Genomic DNA, 15,749 nt, shown 5'->3' on the forward strand with positions numbered 1-15,749 from the left:
TTTCTGGTCAGCTTGCCGCTGATTTGCGATAGTTTGCACAACAAAAACAAATCACGTCCCAAGGGCAGAGCAGCACCCGCATGAAGCGGAATTTGATAATCAGCACAATGATGCTGGCTTTGGTGGCCAGTGCAGCTTTGGCGGATGCGCCCAAGCCCTTTCCCGATTTTACCTTCAAGCGGGTCAAACCACCGTCTAAATCTTCGAAAAACCGTATCACGGTGCAAATTGCGCCCAAGACGGCGCCACAGGTCGAAAGCCCCGCGCGTCCCGCTGCGGTTACCCCTGTGGCCCCCAAGGACATGGTGGGGTGGTATTGGGGCAGTATCTCTCCAAAGCTTGCTGATGCTGGCCCCGGGCGATTGGCAGGCGCGGTGCAACATCTGTCCAATGCACCCTCGGGCCAGGGAATTCGGGCGCCGCGCTTGCAGACGTTGCAAGATATCGCCGCTGTGCACGGCACCGACATTCTGACCGCGACCATCGGCACCAAAGTGTCGCCCGCGCTTGTTTTGGCTGTGATCAGTGTTGAATCCTCGGGTAAAACGGATGTTGTCAGCTCAGCTGGTGCGCAAGGGCTGATGCAATTGATGCCCGCCACGGCAGAACGTTTTGGCGTGACAGACCGCACCGACGCCAGACAAAACATTGCAGGGGGTGTGAAATACCTCGATTGGTTAATGGGCGAATTTGACAGCGACCCGCTGATGGCGCTTGCCAGCTATAATGCAGGCGAAAACGCGGTGAAAAAACATGGCGGCGTGCCGCCTTTTGCCGAGACACGGGCCTATGTGCCCAAGGTGCTTGCCGCTTGGACGGTGGCCCGTGGTTTGTGCAAAACCCCACCAGAATTGGCGAGTGATGGCTGCGTCTTTACAGTCCAAGGGAGATAGCCCCGTGAGTGATTTGAAACCGTTGGTCCTTGATGTGGACGGGACATTTTTGAAAACGGATATGTTGTTTGAGTGTTTTTGGGCGGGCCTGGGCCGTGATCCCATTGCGGTCCTAAAGACTTCGGCGCAGAATTTTCGCCATCCGGCTGTTTTGAAAGCCGAACTGGCCAAGATCGCCGAGATCCGCGCCGATCTGTTGCCAGTCCAGCCCGAGATCAAGGCGCTTGCGCAGGAAAGTCTTGCCGCGGGGCGCGAGGTCGTCCTTGCCTCAGCATCGCATGAAACGCAGGTACGCGCCCTGGCCAAGGCCCACGGGCTGAGCGAACGGGTTTTTGCAAGCGATGGGGCGACCAACCTTAAAGGTGTGCGCAAGGCAGATGCACTGGTCGAAGCCTACGGTGAAAACGGTTTTGACTATGCGGGCAATGAAGCCACAGACATCCCGATCTGGCAGGTGTCGGAAAATGCGTTGATGGTCGATGGGTCTGATGCGCTGGCGCAAACGGTGGCGCAATCCGGCAAGACGGTCTCGCGTTACGGCGATGGCTGGTCGATACGTGATGCGATCCGCGCGATGCGCCCGCATCAGTGGGTCAAAAACGTGCTTTTGTTCCTGCCGATGATTGCCGCGCATGATTTTGGATGGATGGCGATTTTGCTGACCCTGCTTGGTATGGCTGCGTTTTCGGCTGCCGCCAGCTGCATTTACATCGTGAATGATCTGCTGGATCTGGAGGCGGACCGCCTGCACAAAACAAAACACAAGCGTCCTTTTGCAAGCGGGGCGGTGCCGATAAAGATCGGCATGATGCTTTGCCTGCTTCTTGGGGTGATTGCCTTGGGGCTTGGCGCGCTGCTGAGCCCCGCGTTTTTCGGTGTCATCGTTATCTATATGACGCTGTCACTTGCCTATTCGCTCCGTTTGAAACGGATGCGTTGGATTGATGTAGCCGTGCTGGCCACGCTTTACACATTGCGTGTAGTCGCGGGGGCCGCGGCCAGTGGGGTGGATGCATCGGGGTATATGCTGGTGTTCATCTTCCCTGTGTTTATCACACTTGGCTGCGTTAAACGCATGACTGAACTGGCCAAGGCCGAAAATGATGATCGCCTGCCTGGGCGTGGATATGGCAAACCCGATCGCGGCGATTTGCTCAATGTCTCCGCAATCGGGATGGTGGGCGCGCTACTGATCTTTTTCCTCTATAGCTTCTCCGAACAAGCTCTCGCACTCTACCCGTCGCAGTGGCTGTTGTGGTTGGCGCTTGTTCCGATCGCAATCTGGCTTTACCGCATGATCAAAACAGGCTGGCTTGGCGCGATGGACTACGACCCGATTGTCTTTGCCCTGCGTGACAAAATGGGCGTTGGCATCATCCTGATTGTCATCGGAATGATGTTTTACGCCGCTGGATTGTTCCAACAGTGGTTCGGTTTCTGACCCGCAGTTAGATCGACAGCTTTTTGAAAATCGGCTCGGGCACGGATTTGATAATCCGCATGATGTAGCGCCAGAAGAACGGCGTATAGACGACGTTTTTCTTCTTTTCGACGCCGCGCAAGATATCGCGGGCTACATCGTCGGGCGAGGCGACAAGGAACATGCCTTCAAGCCCCCAAGTCATTGCCGTGTCCACAAAGCCTGGTTTGACAGTGACCGCATGCGCGCCTGCACGGGTCAGGCGATTGCGCAGGCCAGACATATAGGTGTGAAAGCCCGCTTTGGCGGCGCCGTACACATAGTTGCCCACGCGCCCGCGGTCGCCTGCGACACTGCCAACACCGACAACCGTGCCGCCGCCGCGCTCTTCCATCAAGGGGGCGAGGCGTTCGAGGAAACGGGCAGGGCCCGTAAAGCTGTCCATGACGGTGCCATCCACAAGCGACGGATCGGCGCTGATGTCGGCCTGATCAGGCATAGAGCCGACAAAGACCGCACAAGACACCATTCCGTCCTCACGCGCGGCGCGGTCGATAATGGCTTCAAAACTTTTGGGGTCGCGTGCATCAAAAGCCACGGCCTCGGCCAATGCCGCGCCACGTGCCGCACAATCGGCAGCGGTGGCTTGCACATCTTTCATATCGCGCGCTGCAAGGATCAGCCCCTTGCCATCATCGGCCAAACGACGCGCCATCGCACGCGCCATGCTGGAGGTCGCGCCCAGAATAATCCAAGTCTCGTTCATTTTAAGCGCTCCTTAGCTTGAGGCGGCGGGTCATATCGGTTTCCAAATGGCCATCGGGATCGGCCTTTTGGACCTCCTTGAGCCATTTGGCGTGGTCGGGATACATCTTCTTGATTTGTGCGCCCGTGGCCAAAGCGTCTTTGGCCAGATAGAGCCGCCCATCCGCGGCCTGGGTCATATCTTCCAACCGCTCGATCAGTTTTACGGCTGCGGCGCGGTTGGGGAAATCAACGGCCAGCGTATATCCTTCCATCGGGAAAGACAGATAGCCAGATCGACCTGGCCCCATGCGTTTGAGCACCGCCAGAGGGGAGGCCAGACCACTTGATGCAATCAATTGCAGCATATCGCGCAGCGCAGGCGCCTGCGCGATTGGCACGACGCATTGAAACTGGTGAAAGCCCCGTTTGCCATAAAGCTTGTTCCAGTCATGAATTTTGTCGAGAGGGAAGAAAAACTCCTCAATAGGTTTAACCGAAGTGCGCCCCATATCAGGCACGCGACGATAGTATGCTGCATTAAAAAGCTTAACGATTGGTTTCGACAGTGCCCAATGCGGTGCATTAAACGGGATTTTTTTCGATTTGGATGGCTTGGGGACCAGACCTGCGCCTGTTTCGCCTTCCTCAAGAATGCCGCGACCCAGATTGTCACCTTTGGCTGTCGCATCGATCCAGCCGACCGTATAGGTGGCAGTTGACGCATCGAGCGCGGCAAGAAACTCATCCCACCCGTCCATACGGCGCTCGGTCACCATCATCACATCGCCTTTGCAGGCCAGCATTTGCAGCTTGGCCGACAGGATCACGCCTGTCTGTCCAAGCCCGCCAACCGTGGCTTTGAAAAGGGCAGAGTTGGGTTTGACGCGTTTGGTCGTCTCGCCTTGTTTGAGAGTGATTTCAAGCACATGCTGGCCAAAGCTGCCCAAACCGTGATGGTTTTTGCCATGCACATCCATTGCGATGGCGCCGCCCACGGTGGCAAACCCTGTGCCTGGCATGACCGATGGAAGCCAGCCACGCGGTGCAAAAATCGCGGCCAGTTCGCCAAGTCGCATCCCGGCTTCGACCTCCAGAATGCCTGTGGTCTCGTCAAAGCCCAAGATGCGATCAAGACGGCTCATGTCGGTGATCACGCCGCCGTCGTTGAGGGGCGCATCACCGTAGCTGCGGCGCATGCCCATCGCGGGTGCATCGGCACGCACATGGGCTATCCGCTCGGGTCTGGCGATTTCGGATGTGGCTGTCAGGGCGCGGCCCCAACCTGTCAAAGTCTCTGTTTTTGTTGGCATAATTTACTCGGCTCGTAGCGATTTACGTTCAGCGATTGGAAAGACCACAAGACCGATTGCAATAGCAAACCAAAGCGTGGTCACTCGGATAATGAGGGTGGCAGGCACAGAAACCTCTAGCGGGATGCCTTGCAGGGACAGCAGGGCAACCATAGCGGCCTCGGCGCCTCCGACACCGCCGGGTGCCCCTGTCAGACCACCGGCGAGGGTTGAGAACACAAAGATTGCGACAGCGGTCCAAAAGCCGATGTCAGCGCCCATCCAGACCAGCAGGAGATGAAAGGCGTAGCCTTCGGCGATCCAGCCGATAACGCCAAGCAGGGCTGCAAAGATGAGGATCTGTGGATTGGTAAAACTGCGCAGGCTGTCGGCGGCGCGACGCACCTTGGCAAACAGCCGCGGAAACAGGCCTGTGGCCCTGTAAACACGGGTCACACACCACGCCAGAAGGGTGGGGCGGGTGGCGACGTAAGCGGCTGAAAACGCAAGTAAAGTGACGGGAATTGCGCCTTTGATGCCTGCTGTCGAGAATGAAATTGCAACCCCGAGGATCACGGCCATCGCCGCCAGATCGGCTGCGCGGTCCACAAGAACCAGCGGGGCCGTGCGTTCAAAACTCCAGCCCGTTTCACGGCGCAGCCAGCGCATGCGGATCAACTCTCCCACACGGCCCGGGGTGACTGTCATTGCAAAGCCGCCAAGGAAGTGGCGCAGGTCCTGGCCCAGTGTCGTGGGCAGGCCAAGGCGGTTGGCAAACATATGCCAGCGTGCGCCGCGGAAGAGATAATTCACCATAGAAAGGCAAAGCAAAACAAGGACTTGTGTCATGGACAGCGACATGAGCTGGGCCCATGTTTCTTCCCATCCAGTTGCCGCGGCAAGACCGATCAACCCCACAAGCATAAGCCCGAAGAGACCGCCAAGGATTGCGATGTCGCGCCAGCGTCGCGCGGGTTTCGCGGACGATAGGGAGGGATCTATTTGATGTGTGCTGCTCATTGTCATTGCCGTTGGACCTAGCGACAGAATAGGGCAAATTTGTGGAACTGTCGCGCAAATGCGAACAATTTTGCGTGTTTTTTCACATGCGTGACACGCCGCTTAAAACAGGCAAAACTGGCTGTCATTCGATGTATGGCTTAGCGTCTGCTCACGGTATGGCAATGCGTATGACAACAAAAAGAGTCAGGTATTGCCGATGACAGGCGCTTTGAGGATCGACAATCGCACGGCCCGCGCCCTTTGGCTGGACGTAAACGGCTTGTCTGCCGCCCCGACAGGCGCGTCTGATGTGATGGGGATTATCCGCGCTTTGGGCATGGTGCAGCTGGATACCATTCAGGTGGTTGCGCGGGCGCATCATCATATCCTGTGGAGCCGCATGAACAGCTACCGCGAGCGGATGTTCGACCCGCTTTTGGCGCGGGATCGCACGGTGTTCGAACATTTCACCCATGATGCCAGTATCCTGCCGATGGAATTTCTGCCCATGTGGCAGCGCCAGTTTGCCCGCAAGCGCGCGGTGTGGGATGCAAAAGGAGCCCCTGATGCGGGATTGCTGCGCGATGTGAAAGCGCGCATTGCCGACGAGGGGCCGCTGTCGACCCATGCGTTTGACACCAAGATAGACGGCCCCAAGGAGGTTTGGGCGCGTCCGCCGCACAAAAAGGCGTTGGATTATCTTTGGTATGCGGGCGAGTTGGCGACCTGTCACCGCGAGAAGTTTACCAAATTTTACGATCTGGCCGAGCGCGTGTTTCCGAGCCAGTTGTGGGGGCAGCAGACCACGGATGCAGAGCAGGTGGATTGGCTGTGCCGCGCCGCGTTGGAGCGGATTGGCGTTGGATCGGTCGGCGAGGTGCAGCGCTTTTGGGAGGCGATGAGCGCGGCAGAGGCACGCGCATGGGCGCAAGGTGCCGATCTGGTGCCTGTGCAGGTGCAAGGCGCCGATGGCAGTTGGACCGACGCCGTGGCGCTGCCCGGTATTGCCGCAAGGCTGGCGCAGGTCACACCGCCCACATCAAGGCTGCGGATTATGAACCCGTTTGATCCCGCGATCCGTGATCGTGTGCGGCTGGAGCGGCTGTTCGGCTTTGATTACCGCGTGGAGATGTTTGTGCCTGCGGCCAAACGCAAATGGGGGTATTACGTGTTTCCGCTGCTGGAGGGCGACCGCTTTGTCGGGCGCATGGAGGCCAAGGCCGACCGCAAGGCGGGGGTGTTGCGCGTTACACGGCTGTGGCCCGAGGCGGGGGTGCAGTGGACGGTCGCACGGCAGCGCAAGTTGGAGGCCGAGGTGGACCGCATGCGCAGGTTTGTAGAGGTGGAGGCATTGGAATGGACAGCGTAAAGGCGGGATGCGCATGCGGCGCGATACGGCTGGTGGCGCGGGGTGCGCCCAAGCGGGTCGGCGTGTGTCATTGCATGGACTGCCGCAAGCATCACGGTGCGGTGTTTTATGCGGCGGCGATTTACGACCGGTCTGCGGTTGAGATCACGGGCGATGCACGCGCGTATGAGGGGCGGCATTTTTGTGGGGTTTGTGGTGGATTGGTCTTTGCCGTGACGGGGGGCGCGGTTGAAGTGCATCTGGGTGCGATGGACGCGCCAAGCCAATTTGTCCCGACATATGAAGGGTTTAGCGACAGGCGCGAAAGCTGGCTGCCTGCGCTGAACGGCGCGAAACGGGACTTGTAATGCGTGTTATGGCGGTTGGGGTGGATCAGGCCTGAAACACGTCGGCCCAGTCGGGGTGCTTGCGGCGCATGGCGTTCACAAAAGGGCAGAGCGGCAGGATTTTGAAGCCTTCGGCGCGGGCATCGGCCACCAGCCGTTCCACAAGTTGCAGGCCCGTGCCTGTGCCGCGCAGCGCCTCTGGCACGCCCGTGTGATCGGCGATGCGCAGTTTGGGGGAGGCGATAGAGAAGGTCAGATCCGCTTCATGGCCATCAATGCGTGTGGCGTAGCGGCCTTTTGAGCCGTCGATCGTGAGAGTGATATCAGACATCGCGGCACCTTTCGGAAGGGTCTGCGCCCGCGCGGTTGCGGACGCAGGGAAGGCTTTAGACGATAGTGGCTTCAGTCGCGGCGCGCAATTCGTCTTCGGTGACGCCATCGGCGGTCTCGACGATTTGGAGGCCGCCTTCGACCACATCCAGCACGCCAAGGTTGGTGATGATGCGGTCGACAACGCCCTTGCCTGTGAGCGGCAGGGTGCATTCTTTCAGCAGCTTGGACGCACCGTGTTTGTTGGTGTGGTCCATCACGACGATCACGCGGCCGACGCCTGCGACCAGATCCATCGCGCCGCCCATGCCTTTGACCAGCTTGCCTGGGATCATCCAGTTGGCCAGATCGCCTTTTTCATCGACCTCCATCGCACCAAGGATGGCTGCTGCGATTTTGCCACCGCGGATCATCCCGAAGCTCTGTGCACTGTCGAAATAGGCGGTGCGGTTCAACTCGGTGATGGTTTGCTTGCCTGCGTTGATCAGGTCGGGGTCCTCGTCGCCCTCAAAAGGGAAGGGACCCATGCCAAGCATGCCGTTTTCGGATTGCAGCGTGATGTCTTTGTCGCCCACATAGTTGGCCACCAGCGTCGGGATGCCGATGCCGAGGTTCACATACATGCCGTCTTCCAGTTCAGCGGCCGCGCGTTCGGCCATTTGATTGCGGTCCCAAGCCATTATGCAGTTTCCTTTTGACGGACGGTGCGTTGTTCGATGCGTTTTTCGTGTTCGCCCTGGATAAGGCGATGCACATAGATGCCGGCCAGGTGGATCATGTCGGGATCAAGGCTGCCAGTGGGGACAATCTCTTCGACCTCAACCACGCAGATCTTGCCGCACATCGCTGCGGGCGGGTTGAAGTTGCGGGCGGTTTTGCGAAACACCAGATTGCCTGTTTCATCGGCTTTCCACGCCTTTACGATGGAGAGGTCAGCAAAGATGCCTTCTTCCATGATGTAGGTTTCGCCGTTGAAATCCTTATGCTCTTTGCCTTCAGCGATCACAGTGCCGACACCTGTTTTGGTGTAAAAGCCGGGGATGCCGCAGCCGCCAGCGCGCATGCGTTCGGCCAGCGTGCCTTGGGGGTTGAATTCGATCTCCAGCTCGCCCGACAGATACTGGCGCATAAACTCGTCATTTTCGCCCACATAGGACGACATCATCTTTTTGATCTGATGGGTGTCGAGCAATTTGCCCAGACCGAACCCGTCCACGCCGCAGTTGTTGGAGGCAATGGTCAAGCCTTTGATGCCGCTTTCAACAATCGCGTCGATCAGGAGTTCGGGGATGCCACAAAGGCCAAAGCCCCCTGCGGCGATCAGCATGTCATCTTTTAGCAACCCATCGAGCGCGGATTTCGCGTCGGGATATATTTTCTTCATGTGGACTGGCCCTCGTTTAGCTCCCCAAATCTGGGGCGATTAGGGGGGAACGGGGGGCAGAAGTCAAATAGGTTGCTGCGCTGCGGCGCAGGTATTCAGGGGCGTGAATGCGTTTGGCGGGCCGCGCCGATCTGATATGTGGAACGTCAGATGACTTTGGCTTTCGGTGTTTTGAGTTAGCCTGTTCCCCAACTGAGGAGGCACACGACGAAGAGAAGCCCTTTTAAGCGAAGAACAGTTTCTTGGGATATGGAAAGAGCATCACGCCGGTGCGACCGCATTTGATCTGTGCCGCAAGCATGGTGTCAGCGATGCGACCTTCTACAAACGGCGGTCTAAGTATGGCGGTATGGAGGCTACTGATGCCAGGAAACCGAAGGCGCTTGAAGCCGAAAAAACCAAACTGAAGAAGCCATTAGCTGAGCAGATGATGGATGTACCGACGCTGAGAGAAATGCTGAGAAAAACTTTTGAGGCTCGGATTGCCACGCAGCTCTGCGGCTCGAGCCTTGAAAGAGAAGTGATACCCCCGGAAGCGAGCCCGCGCCCTGGCCGGGATTGATCCACGCGTTTACTACCGCACATATGATGATGTCACAGGGGGAAACGGTGGACTGAATGAAGGCTTACGAGGCAAGTTCGACCTCAAAAGTCCAAAATTGACCAACTCGTCTGATCAATGCGACAGTCCCAAATGCCTAGATTGGAATGAATATCAACTGGTCGGCTGCCAGAGTGAAAACGCTGCGCAGCGCAGAAGTGCGCTTCCCTTGAATAGCATCCAAATCGCCTTGAAAAAGCGGCAGCAACAAATCGAAATCTGTATAAGGCAATACAATCGTTGGTCTTAACCGGTCCCGAAGCATTTCGATGCCCCAGGACCAAAGCGCCGAGTCAGGTTCAGGTCCGACAAAGCGCGCCTTGCAGACCCCTCGGTCGTAATTCCCGCAGGCATCTATGTAAGATATGACAAAACCGTTCGTTGGATGCGAGCCCCGGCATTGCACACCAGCGGTGTCTCTGTGCCATAACGCGCGTTGTAGCGTTCAATGTTATTCTCAATCGCGCGCGCTGGCATTTGGCTTTGACGCACATGAGACCGACCGCAAGCAATGTCGCGACCATCCAGATTTTCCGGCGCATAGCGCGATTGCTAGCGCTGGGGCATTCGGCGCATGGGCATTGGATATCCACAACGACCCGTCCTGAGCGATGATAATTTGCTTGATACTGACGGCCTGATCCGCCTGCACTGGACCCCAGTCATTTGGGTGTGACACGCATAAATCCTGCCGTTCTTTGGCATCCGGATTGATCAACAAAAAAGTTTGCACCTGATCCATGACTTAGGGTGCATTCGTGCCAGCGTCATGATTGCATTCCTTATCACTGACTTGGCTGATCCCTGACAACACTGCCCCTGCGGCGGGTTTCTTCGATATCAAATCCTCGCCTTGTTTCGTTGTGATCGTATATTGAACGTCAATTTAGCCGATGAAGGCCCTGGCGTCACCAGAAGCGCTCCAGAAATCCGCAAGATGGCGTTCGTCAGCGTCCAGACCGTTTTGTGTCTCGAGGAGCGGCAGCAAAAATGCCGCCGCTTGCGCGGGCATTTTCGAGAGCGTTTGCACTGGAATGTCAAATGTAAGCGGCGCACCCTTGCGGGCCGACTGGGTGATGCAAAGTGGCAGCGTGCGATGCTGACACATCACCATGATTTTGCTTAGACTGTTTGTCTTGGGCAACAGGGAAGAGTTAATTAAATGTGCAGGCCGCTCAAACCCCTCGGTGCGCTTAATCGGAAATCCCGACGCTCCCCAGCTTGCCCAAACCTGCTCTAGCGTGCCGTTCTTGCACCAAGAAACTGCAATTGCCCCATAGGCCGTCCACCCTGCTGCGGCACACAGATTAATCCAGGACTCAGCTTCGATATCCTTCATATCCTGCAACAAAGATAAGGACGTTCTGTCAAGGTTGGAGCGCTCGTATTCCAGATCATCCGATTGCCAAAGGTCTGACCAGCCACGCGCCAAGCGGTGCAGCTTTACCCAGATTTCCGGCAGGGTTGCACCATTGGCTTTCAGCGCACCTTTGTTTGGATCAACATCACTCATGGGCGGTCCCAATCTGGTAGATATTCCGGTCCCGGACTTGTGAAGGGATCTCCCCAGTCATTCCAGTTCTGACCACTTGGTCGTTCCCCCCCGAACGGATTGAACCGGGGGATTGGCAACCGGTCATCGAAATCAAAACCGAGAAAGTTTGATTCCGTTGCCTCACGCCCGGTGTGATGTTTGTTCCATTCCGTCAAACTGAATTCCGTGCGGTATGTATCGCTGATCCAGCCATCCACATCGATCAGCAGATCACGGGCCTCTGGCATGAAATCAACACAGCGCGTCGCCCGGACGGGGCCGACAAAATTACCATCTGCGTTCACTCACACGGTGACGACAGTGCCGCCCAAAAGGTGTTGGGCGTTATAGGCTAGCTGGCCTGCGGCGTAGCCCATCCTGTGGTGGGTATTAAGCATGAGCGCCGTATTATTTGAATCAACAACAAACACTTCGGAATTAGGGAAGCCGTCAGCCCGCAGCGTAGATGTGAACCTGACAGTTTGCACCTCCGGGTACGATCAATTTAAAACACCACCGTGCCGCTCAAATCGAGCCACGGGACGATGATATCGTTTACCGAAGGCCAAGCCGTAAAGGCGTGATTGATCCCGCGAAAATGCCATTGAAAATTGCCCGTCTGCATCCCTTCGGGGTTATAGGGGCTGGCGTTCAGAACACCGTTTTCCTCTGGCGGCGTGCGTTCATCTTCATAATTCTGTTCAACGCCCCAAGGTGCTGTGCTGGGATCGGATATCGGTCGCGCGTTCGTAGTGGTGCCTGTCATGAAATCCAGCGTCCATTCGGCCCGAATGCGGGACGTGACATCCAGTTTGGTCTCAAAACCTCGGCTGTCACCTTTGAAGTACATCCCGCCCATACCAAATCGGCCATCTGGATGAAACGCGCGGGCGTGTACTGTATGTTCGCTTATTCTCCCGATGTCCTTGAGATAGACAAATAGAGGGCCGAAATGTCGTTCCCTCCCAAGGGCGCATCGCTGTCACAATCAGGCCCGATCGTGAAAATATCTGCTTGAACGCCAGTTTCGATACCTGGCAATGACCGCGTGTCACCATTTTCAAGTGTTTCCACACCGCTATTCAACCGGACCGCTATAACCCCCGTGAGCCGAAACAAGGGGTTGCGCCGAAGCGTTTCGCCATTCGGCAGATGAACAAACCGCAAATCTGCCCGCGTGTAGGGTGATGGCAGGTTAATCAAAACCGCGTTCGGCATGTCTGGCAGGATATTGTAGCTCAGAAATTCGGGCGGCTCTTCCACGGGTGCCGAATTCTCCCCCCAAAATACGACAAACTCCCCGCAGTATTTGTCTGGCAAAATGATATGCACCTGCGGCTTATCCACCGCAACATCATGCGCACGCAGGATCAATTGCCAATACAGCATCGCCACCAAGGCAATTAGCAGCCCGATTATGATAATGTGGCTACCCAGTACCTCAATGCTGCCATCTCGGTTGGCGCGGATAGTCGAGGCACCGCAGCGGAGTTTTATTTCATTTCCCACCTCGAAATGAAGGTTCTTTCCGACCGACTGATCTGCCCCCCGAGGCTCCCTCATTTATAACGAGAGTTTGCGGGATTGGATTACATATTCCTCATCGTTATTTTAGGCAAGCGCGTCGTGCGCGGAGTCCTCAAATTGCTCAAGCGCTCGACGCGCTTCTGCGGGTGTTTGGTTTGCCAGTGATGAGTGCGGTCTGACGTTGTTGTAGTCGTAGCGCCAAAGGGCCAGTTTGCGGCGAGGCTCATCCAAAGTTTCGAAGATCTCCTCATTCAGCAGCTCGTCTCTCAGGCTCCCATTGAAGCTTTCGATGAAGCCATTCTGCTGCGGTTTGCCCGGATCGATATAATGCCAATCAATATCGTTGTCGCCAGCCCACTTCAGGATCGCACGACTGGTGAATTCTGTGCCGTTATCGCTGACGATACAGGCAGGCTTTCCATAAACGCGCAAAAGCGCATCCAGTTCCCGTGCCACCCTTGCACCAGAGATACTGGTGTCAGCCATCAAACACAGGTTCTCACGGCAACAATCATCATACACAGCCAGCATGCGGAACTTGCGTGATGCGCCGAACGTGTCGGACACAAAGTCGAGTGACCAACGCTTGCCTGGACGCAGCGCCACTGGCATCGGTGTTCGCGATCCACGCGCTCGTTTGCGGCCCCTTCGTTGCTTCACGCCGAGCCTTTCCTAAGTATAAAACTGATACAGCTTCTTGTGCTTCATGATCATTCCTTTGCGTTCCAACAGCACGCCGATACGGCGGTTACCGAAGCGACGCCGCTTGTTGGCAATCGCCTTCATCCCTTCGCGAACTTCTGGATTGTCGGGCAGACCTTCACGCCGAACAGACGTTCATGCCGCCATACTTGGCTTTGAACTTGTAAAATGACGCGGGACGGAGGCCATGTCTGCGACACACCTCTGCATTTGGCATCCCAGCCTCTTGTTCTTTAATCAACCCGATTATTTGAGCTTCGGTAAATCGGCTCTGTCGCATTTGTTTGCTCCTTCTAAAGGTTGAGCAAACTCTACATTAAACTGAGGGAAGTTTCGGGGGGCAGGTCAACAGCACTGTTGGCACGGCGCGATCCACGTTGTAATCGTGCCAGCCAACTGAACGTTTTCCTATTGAGGCCGCTGAAATACCCGTATTTATAAAAATGCTACGCCATCTGCAAAGGTTACAGTAGCTCGACCTGACGGAGTAATAGAAAGCGGAAAACTCACAGCCAATGTCTTATTCCTCAGCGCCGCTTTGCGGTTTCGCGTTGACCAGCGCAAAAGCGATAAGCAGTGCCACTACAGGGAATACACCCTTTAGCAGATGTCCCTAAAGGGTAACGCTACCATCTGAAACTATTCTGATCCCGTAGAGGCCAAGGCCTTCCACACCGCTGTAACGATATTCGGTAACCAAGAACTGAGCGGTAAATAGTACAATAATTCCCGGCCAAAATGCGCGCCCCGAGGTTATGAATAAGCCCGACACTAATATGACGAATATGTAGCGTGTCATTTCCCCGAGAAAAATCAATGAAATGACCAAGATATCCGTACCATCGGGTAAACCAGAATAAGCGATTGTTTCCGACACAACACTTCCAAGAAGCAAGACGGCGCAGCAGAATGCCTAGGAAATTAGGAATGGAAGGACTGGATGATCTGCAATCATCAGTTGATATCCACCTTTTTAGCCTGAAGTTTGATGTGGTTAGTGGCGGACATATCAATTTTGTTCAGCTCCTCCAACAACATCTCAAGTTTTCCTGCCATGTCGAGATGGGCCTGTGCCAAAAAGACTTGGACACGTGGTTCCTCATAGAACGCCGGCCCAACTAGGTAACTCAAAATGGCCCAGTAGTAGATCTCGCTTTCTTCTGACGCCCCTTGGGAGCGCGAGATATCTGCTGCCGCCTTGACCTTTTCAAGTATCTGATCGCGTCTTTCGTTAACTGTTCGCTCCGGAAAGGCGCTTTTGATGAACATCGCAATTTCCTTATAGAAACCGTGTTCTACGCAGGTTGTCATGGCCTTGTATTGCGGGTGAGCAATGGGACGAAAGGGATAGCCTGCCTGATAGGTCTGGTCCGCAACATTTGGCGCAACATCTTCCCAGGCATCGTTTTCGCCAAATGCGCCTTCGATCCCGCGCTTCAGTTTATCCTGTTCCATTCTAAACAACGTCCAGCCCGGCGATAGGTCCGATGGCGCAGCAATTGTATCAATCCCGTCCATAAAATCTGCCCACAGTTCCACAAATCCACTGGCAAAAAAACAGCTCAGAGTGCGGCCGTCATAGAACCGAAAAAACGCGGGTTCCGCGTGATCGGGGACCATAACAGTCTGAAACCGCTTAAGCCGCGAGCGCATACGTTCAAGCGCATACTCTGAATAGATCACGACTCCCAATCGACGAACAAATCCGTCATCTAGCCAAGGCCGCAAAAGCTCTGGTCTTTGGGTAATGTCGATGACGAGAGGGGATCTGGCGTGCGCCTCATCGCGTGGCAGGTTCGGTTGGCCAAAACGGGGCTCCCACCCGTGTGGCTGTAAAGCGCGGCCAGTTCACCGCGAAGGGCTGAAAAGTCCACAAACCGATCGACGTGGCGCAGCAAATGATCCTCAGGAACGTAATCTTCCAGCCGAAGCCGATAGAAAAGCTGTTCTTGGTGTTTGACTTGGCCCATCATCGCACTGTCCCCCCCCGCATCAATATATCAATTGAATCAGGTGGATAGCTGCCAATCAAGCACATTCAATGACAAGAAATCAACATCTGATGACCCGAGTTTTTCACCGATATCGGGCGTTTTAAGGCATGCCGCTATATTGCCGAACTGAGGTTCAATCTCCGATGAAAACTGTGCCGGACCCGGCATCAGCGTTGCCGCCGCACGAGATTGGGTCACCTATTCTGCCCGCCGGCTTGCCATTTATGAAAACACTTCCCGAGCCTCCTGACAGGCTTCGCGCATGAGCAGGGGCGGGGCAAGTCCCACATCCATGCGGGGCGTAGGCATCACCTTGTCGTACAGCTGGAATCCCGTCGATGTCCACATCCGGCGAGGCCGCAATCGATGCTGTTGGCGGAAAGTGGCAGGCATGGCCTGAACCAATGTCTCCGAGGCGAGTCGCTTTGGGCATTTGAACTCCTCTTTTGAATAAGCTCCCTATGGTCATTAAATTCGTTGCCGCCCCCGAACCTTCTACAATGCAGGTTCACTCTATTTCGATATGAGTGCCTTTAGACTCGTCATTCTGACTATGATCTGTGACCCATAGAAAATCAGAGCCTTTCTCACTGCCTATGCGATAGAGCCGACGCCAATGGATACCGCCTAT

The 15,749-nt window shown here is 55.8% G+C and carries 16 protein-coding genes and 4 pseudogenes; 5 read left to right on the forward strand and 15 right to left on the reverse strand.

Features of this window, described 5'->3' with window-relative positions; genetic code table 11:
* The first annotated feature begins 80 nt into the window (after positions 1-80).
* Both L1065_RS09660 and L1065_RS09665 read left to right on the forward strand, forming a co-directional pair.
* A complete protein-coding gene (locus L1065_RS09660) occupies positions 81-893 on the forward strand; it encodes a lytic transglycosylase domain-containing protein (RefSeq protein WP_237095276.1) in 813 nt (270 codons plus the stop codon).
* 4 nt (positions 894-897) lie between these two features.
* Positions 898-2,334, forward strand: coding sequence for a UbiA family prenyltransferase (locus tag L1065_RS09665; protein WP_237095277.1), 1,437 nt, complete (start codon positions 898-900; stop codon positions 2,332-2,334).
* 7 nt (positions 2,335-2,341) lie between these two features.
* Here the strand turns inward: L1065_RS09665 and L1065_RS09670 are convergent, their stop codons facing one another.
* Genes L1065_RS09670 through L1065_RS09680 form a run of 3 tightly spaced genes read right to left on the reverse strand, consistent with a single transcriptional unit; the run spans position 2,342 to position 5,369 of the window.
* On the reverse strand, positions 2,342-3,079 hold the full coding sequence (locus L1065_RS09670) for an SDR family NAD(P)-dependent oxidoreductase (RefSeq protein ID WP_237095278.1): 738 nt from the start codon (positions 3,077-3,079) through the stop codon (positions 2,342-2,344).
* A 1-nt stretch (position 3,080) separates the two neighbouring features.
* On the reverse strand, positions 3,081-4,370 hold the full coding sequence (locus tag L1065_RS09675) for an FAD-binding oxidoreductase (RefSeq protein WP_237095279.1): 1,290 nt from the start codon (positions 4,368-4,370) through the stop codon (positions 3,081-3,083).
* A gap of 3 nt (positions 4,371-4,373) precedes the next feature.
* A complete protein-coding gene (locus L1065_RS09680) occupies positions 4,374-5,369 on the reverse strand; it encodes a YbhN family protein (protein WP_370641167.1) in 996 nt (331 codons plus the stop codon).
* Positions 5,370-5,568: 199 nt separating this feature from the next.
* Here L1065_RS09680 and L1065_RS09685 point away from each other — a divergent pair, with 199 nt between their 5' ends.
* Both L1065_RS09685 and L1065_RS09690 read left to right on the forward strand, forming a co-directional pair.
* Positions 5,569-6,720 carry a winged helix-turn-helix domain-containing protein gene (locus tag L1065_RS09685; protein WP_237095281.1) on the forward strand — a complete coding sequence of 384 codons (1,152 nt, stop codon included), beginning with the start codon at positions 5,569-5,571 and terminating at the stop codon, positions 6,718-6,720.
* The gene (locus L1065_RS09690) at positions 6,708-7,067 is read left to right on the forward strand and encodes a GFA family protein (protein WP_237095282.1); all 360 of its coding nucleotides are present in this window, start codon (positions 6,708-6,710) and stop codon (positions 7,065-7,067) included. The genes L1065_RS09685 and L1065_RS09690 overlap by 13 nt, the downstream gene beginning before the upstream one ends.
* 25 nt (positions 7,068-7,092) lie before the next feature.
* Here the strand turns inward: L1065_RS09690 and L1065_RS09695 are convergent, their stop codons facing one another.
* Genes L1065_RS09695 through L1065_RS09705 form a run of 3 tightly spaced genes read right to left on the reverse strand, consistent with a single transcriptional unit; the run spans position 7,093 to position 8,760 of the window.
* Positions 7,093-7,377: a GNAT family N-acetyltransferase gene (locus L1065_RS09695; protein WP_237095283.1), complete on the reverse strand. Its 285-nt coding sequence runs from the start codon at positions 7,375-7,377 to the stop codon at positions 7,093-7,095.
* Between the two features lie 55 nt (positions 7,378-7,432).
* A complete protein-coding gene (locus L1065_RS09700) occupies positions 7,433-8,056 on the reverse strand; it encodes a 3-oxoacid CoA-transferase subunit B (protein ID WP_237095284.1) in 624 nt (207 codons plus the stop codon).
* Positions 8,056-8,760, reverse strand: coding sequence for a CoA transferase subunit A (locus L1065_RS09705; protein WP_237095285.1), 705 nt, complete (start codon positions 8,758-8,760; stop codon positions 8,056-8,058). Before L1065_RS09705 ends, L1065_RS09700 begins: the two co-directional genes overlap by 1 nt.
* 247 nt (positions 8,761-9,007) lie before the next feature.
* On the opposite strand from L1065_RS09705, the pseudogene L1065_RS09710 reads away from it, so the two are divergent.
* Positions 9,008-9,281, forward strand: a pseudogene (locus L1065_RS09710) (transposase); the annotation flags it as partial.
* A 966-nt stretch (positions 9,282-10,247) separates the two neighbouring features.
* On the opposite strand, the gene L1065_RS09715 reads toward L1065_RS09710, so the two are convergent.
* The 9 genes and pseudogenes from L1065_RS09715 to L1065_RS09750 form a co-directional block, all read right to left on the reverse strand.
* Entirely contained in the window at positions 10,248-10,874 is a 627-nt protein-coding gene (locus L1065_RS09715) for a hypothetical protein (protein ID WP_237095286.1), read from the reverse strand.
* Positions 10,875-11,400: 526 nt separating this feature from the next.
* On the reverse strand, positions 11,401-11,754 hold the full coding sequence (locus L1065_RS09720) for a hypothetical protein (RefSeq protein ID WP_237095287.1): 354 nt from the start codon (positions 11,752-11,754) through the stop codon (positions 11,401-11,403).
* Positions 11,755-11,804: 50 nt separating this feature from the next.
* A complete protein-coding gene (locus L1065_RS09725) occupies positions 11,805-12,284 on the reverse strand; it encodes a hypothetical protein (protein ID WP_237095288.1) in 480 nt (159 codons plus the stop codon).
* Between the two features lie 222 nt (positions 12,285-12,506).
* Positions 12,507-13,404 (reverse strand): annotated as a pseudogene (locus L1065_RS09730) (IS3 family transposase).
* A 674-nt stretch (positions 13,405-14,078) separates the two neighbouring features.
* A complete protein-coding gene (locus L1065_RS09735) occupies positions 14,079-14,642 on the reverse strand; it encodes a hypothetical protein (protein WP_237095289.1) in 564 nt (187 codons plus the stop codon).
* A gap of 93 nt (positions 14,643-14,735) precedes the next feature.
* Positions 14,736-14,918: pseudogene (locus tag L1065_RS15935) on the reverse strand (hypothetical protein); the annotation flags it as partial.
* A 26-nt stretch (positions 14,919-14,944) separates the two neighbouring features.
* Positions 14,945-15,097, reverse strand: a pseudogene (locus L1065_RS15940) (IS5/IS1182 family transposase); the annotation flags it as partial.
* A gap of 36 nt (positions 15,098-15,133) precedes the next feature.
* A complete protein-coding gene (locus tag L1065_RS09745; protein WP_237095711.1) occupies positions 15,134-15,316 on the reverse strand; it encodes a hypothetical protein in 183 nt (60 codons plus the stop codon).
* Entirely contained in the window at positions 15,252-15,587 is a 336-nt protein-coding gene (locus L1065_RS09750; RefSeq protein ID WP_370641168.1) for a PAAR domain-containing protein, read from the reverse strand. Before L1065_RS09750 ends, L1065_RS09745 begins: the two co-directional genes overlap by 65 nt.
* Between the last annotated feature and the right edge of the window lie 162 nt (positions 15,588-15,749).

It is taken from the genome of Nereida sp. MMG025, assembly GCF_021654165.1.
In the GTDB taxonomy this organism is placed as follows: Bacteria; Pseudomonadota; Alphaproteobacteria; order Rhodobacterales; family Rhodobacteraceae; genus Nereida.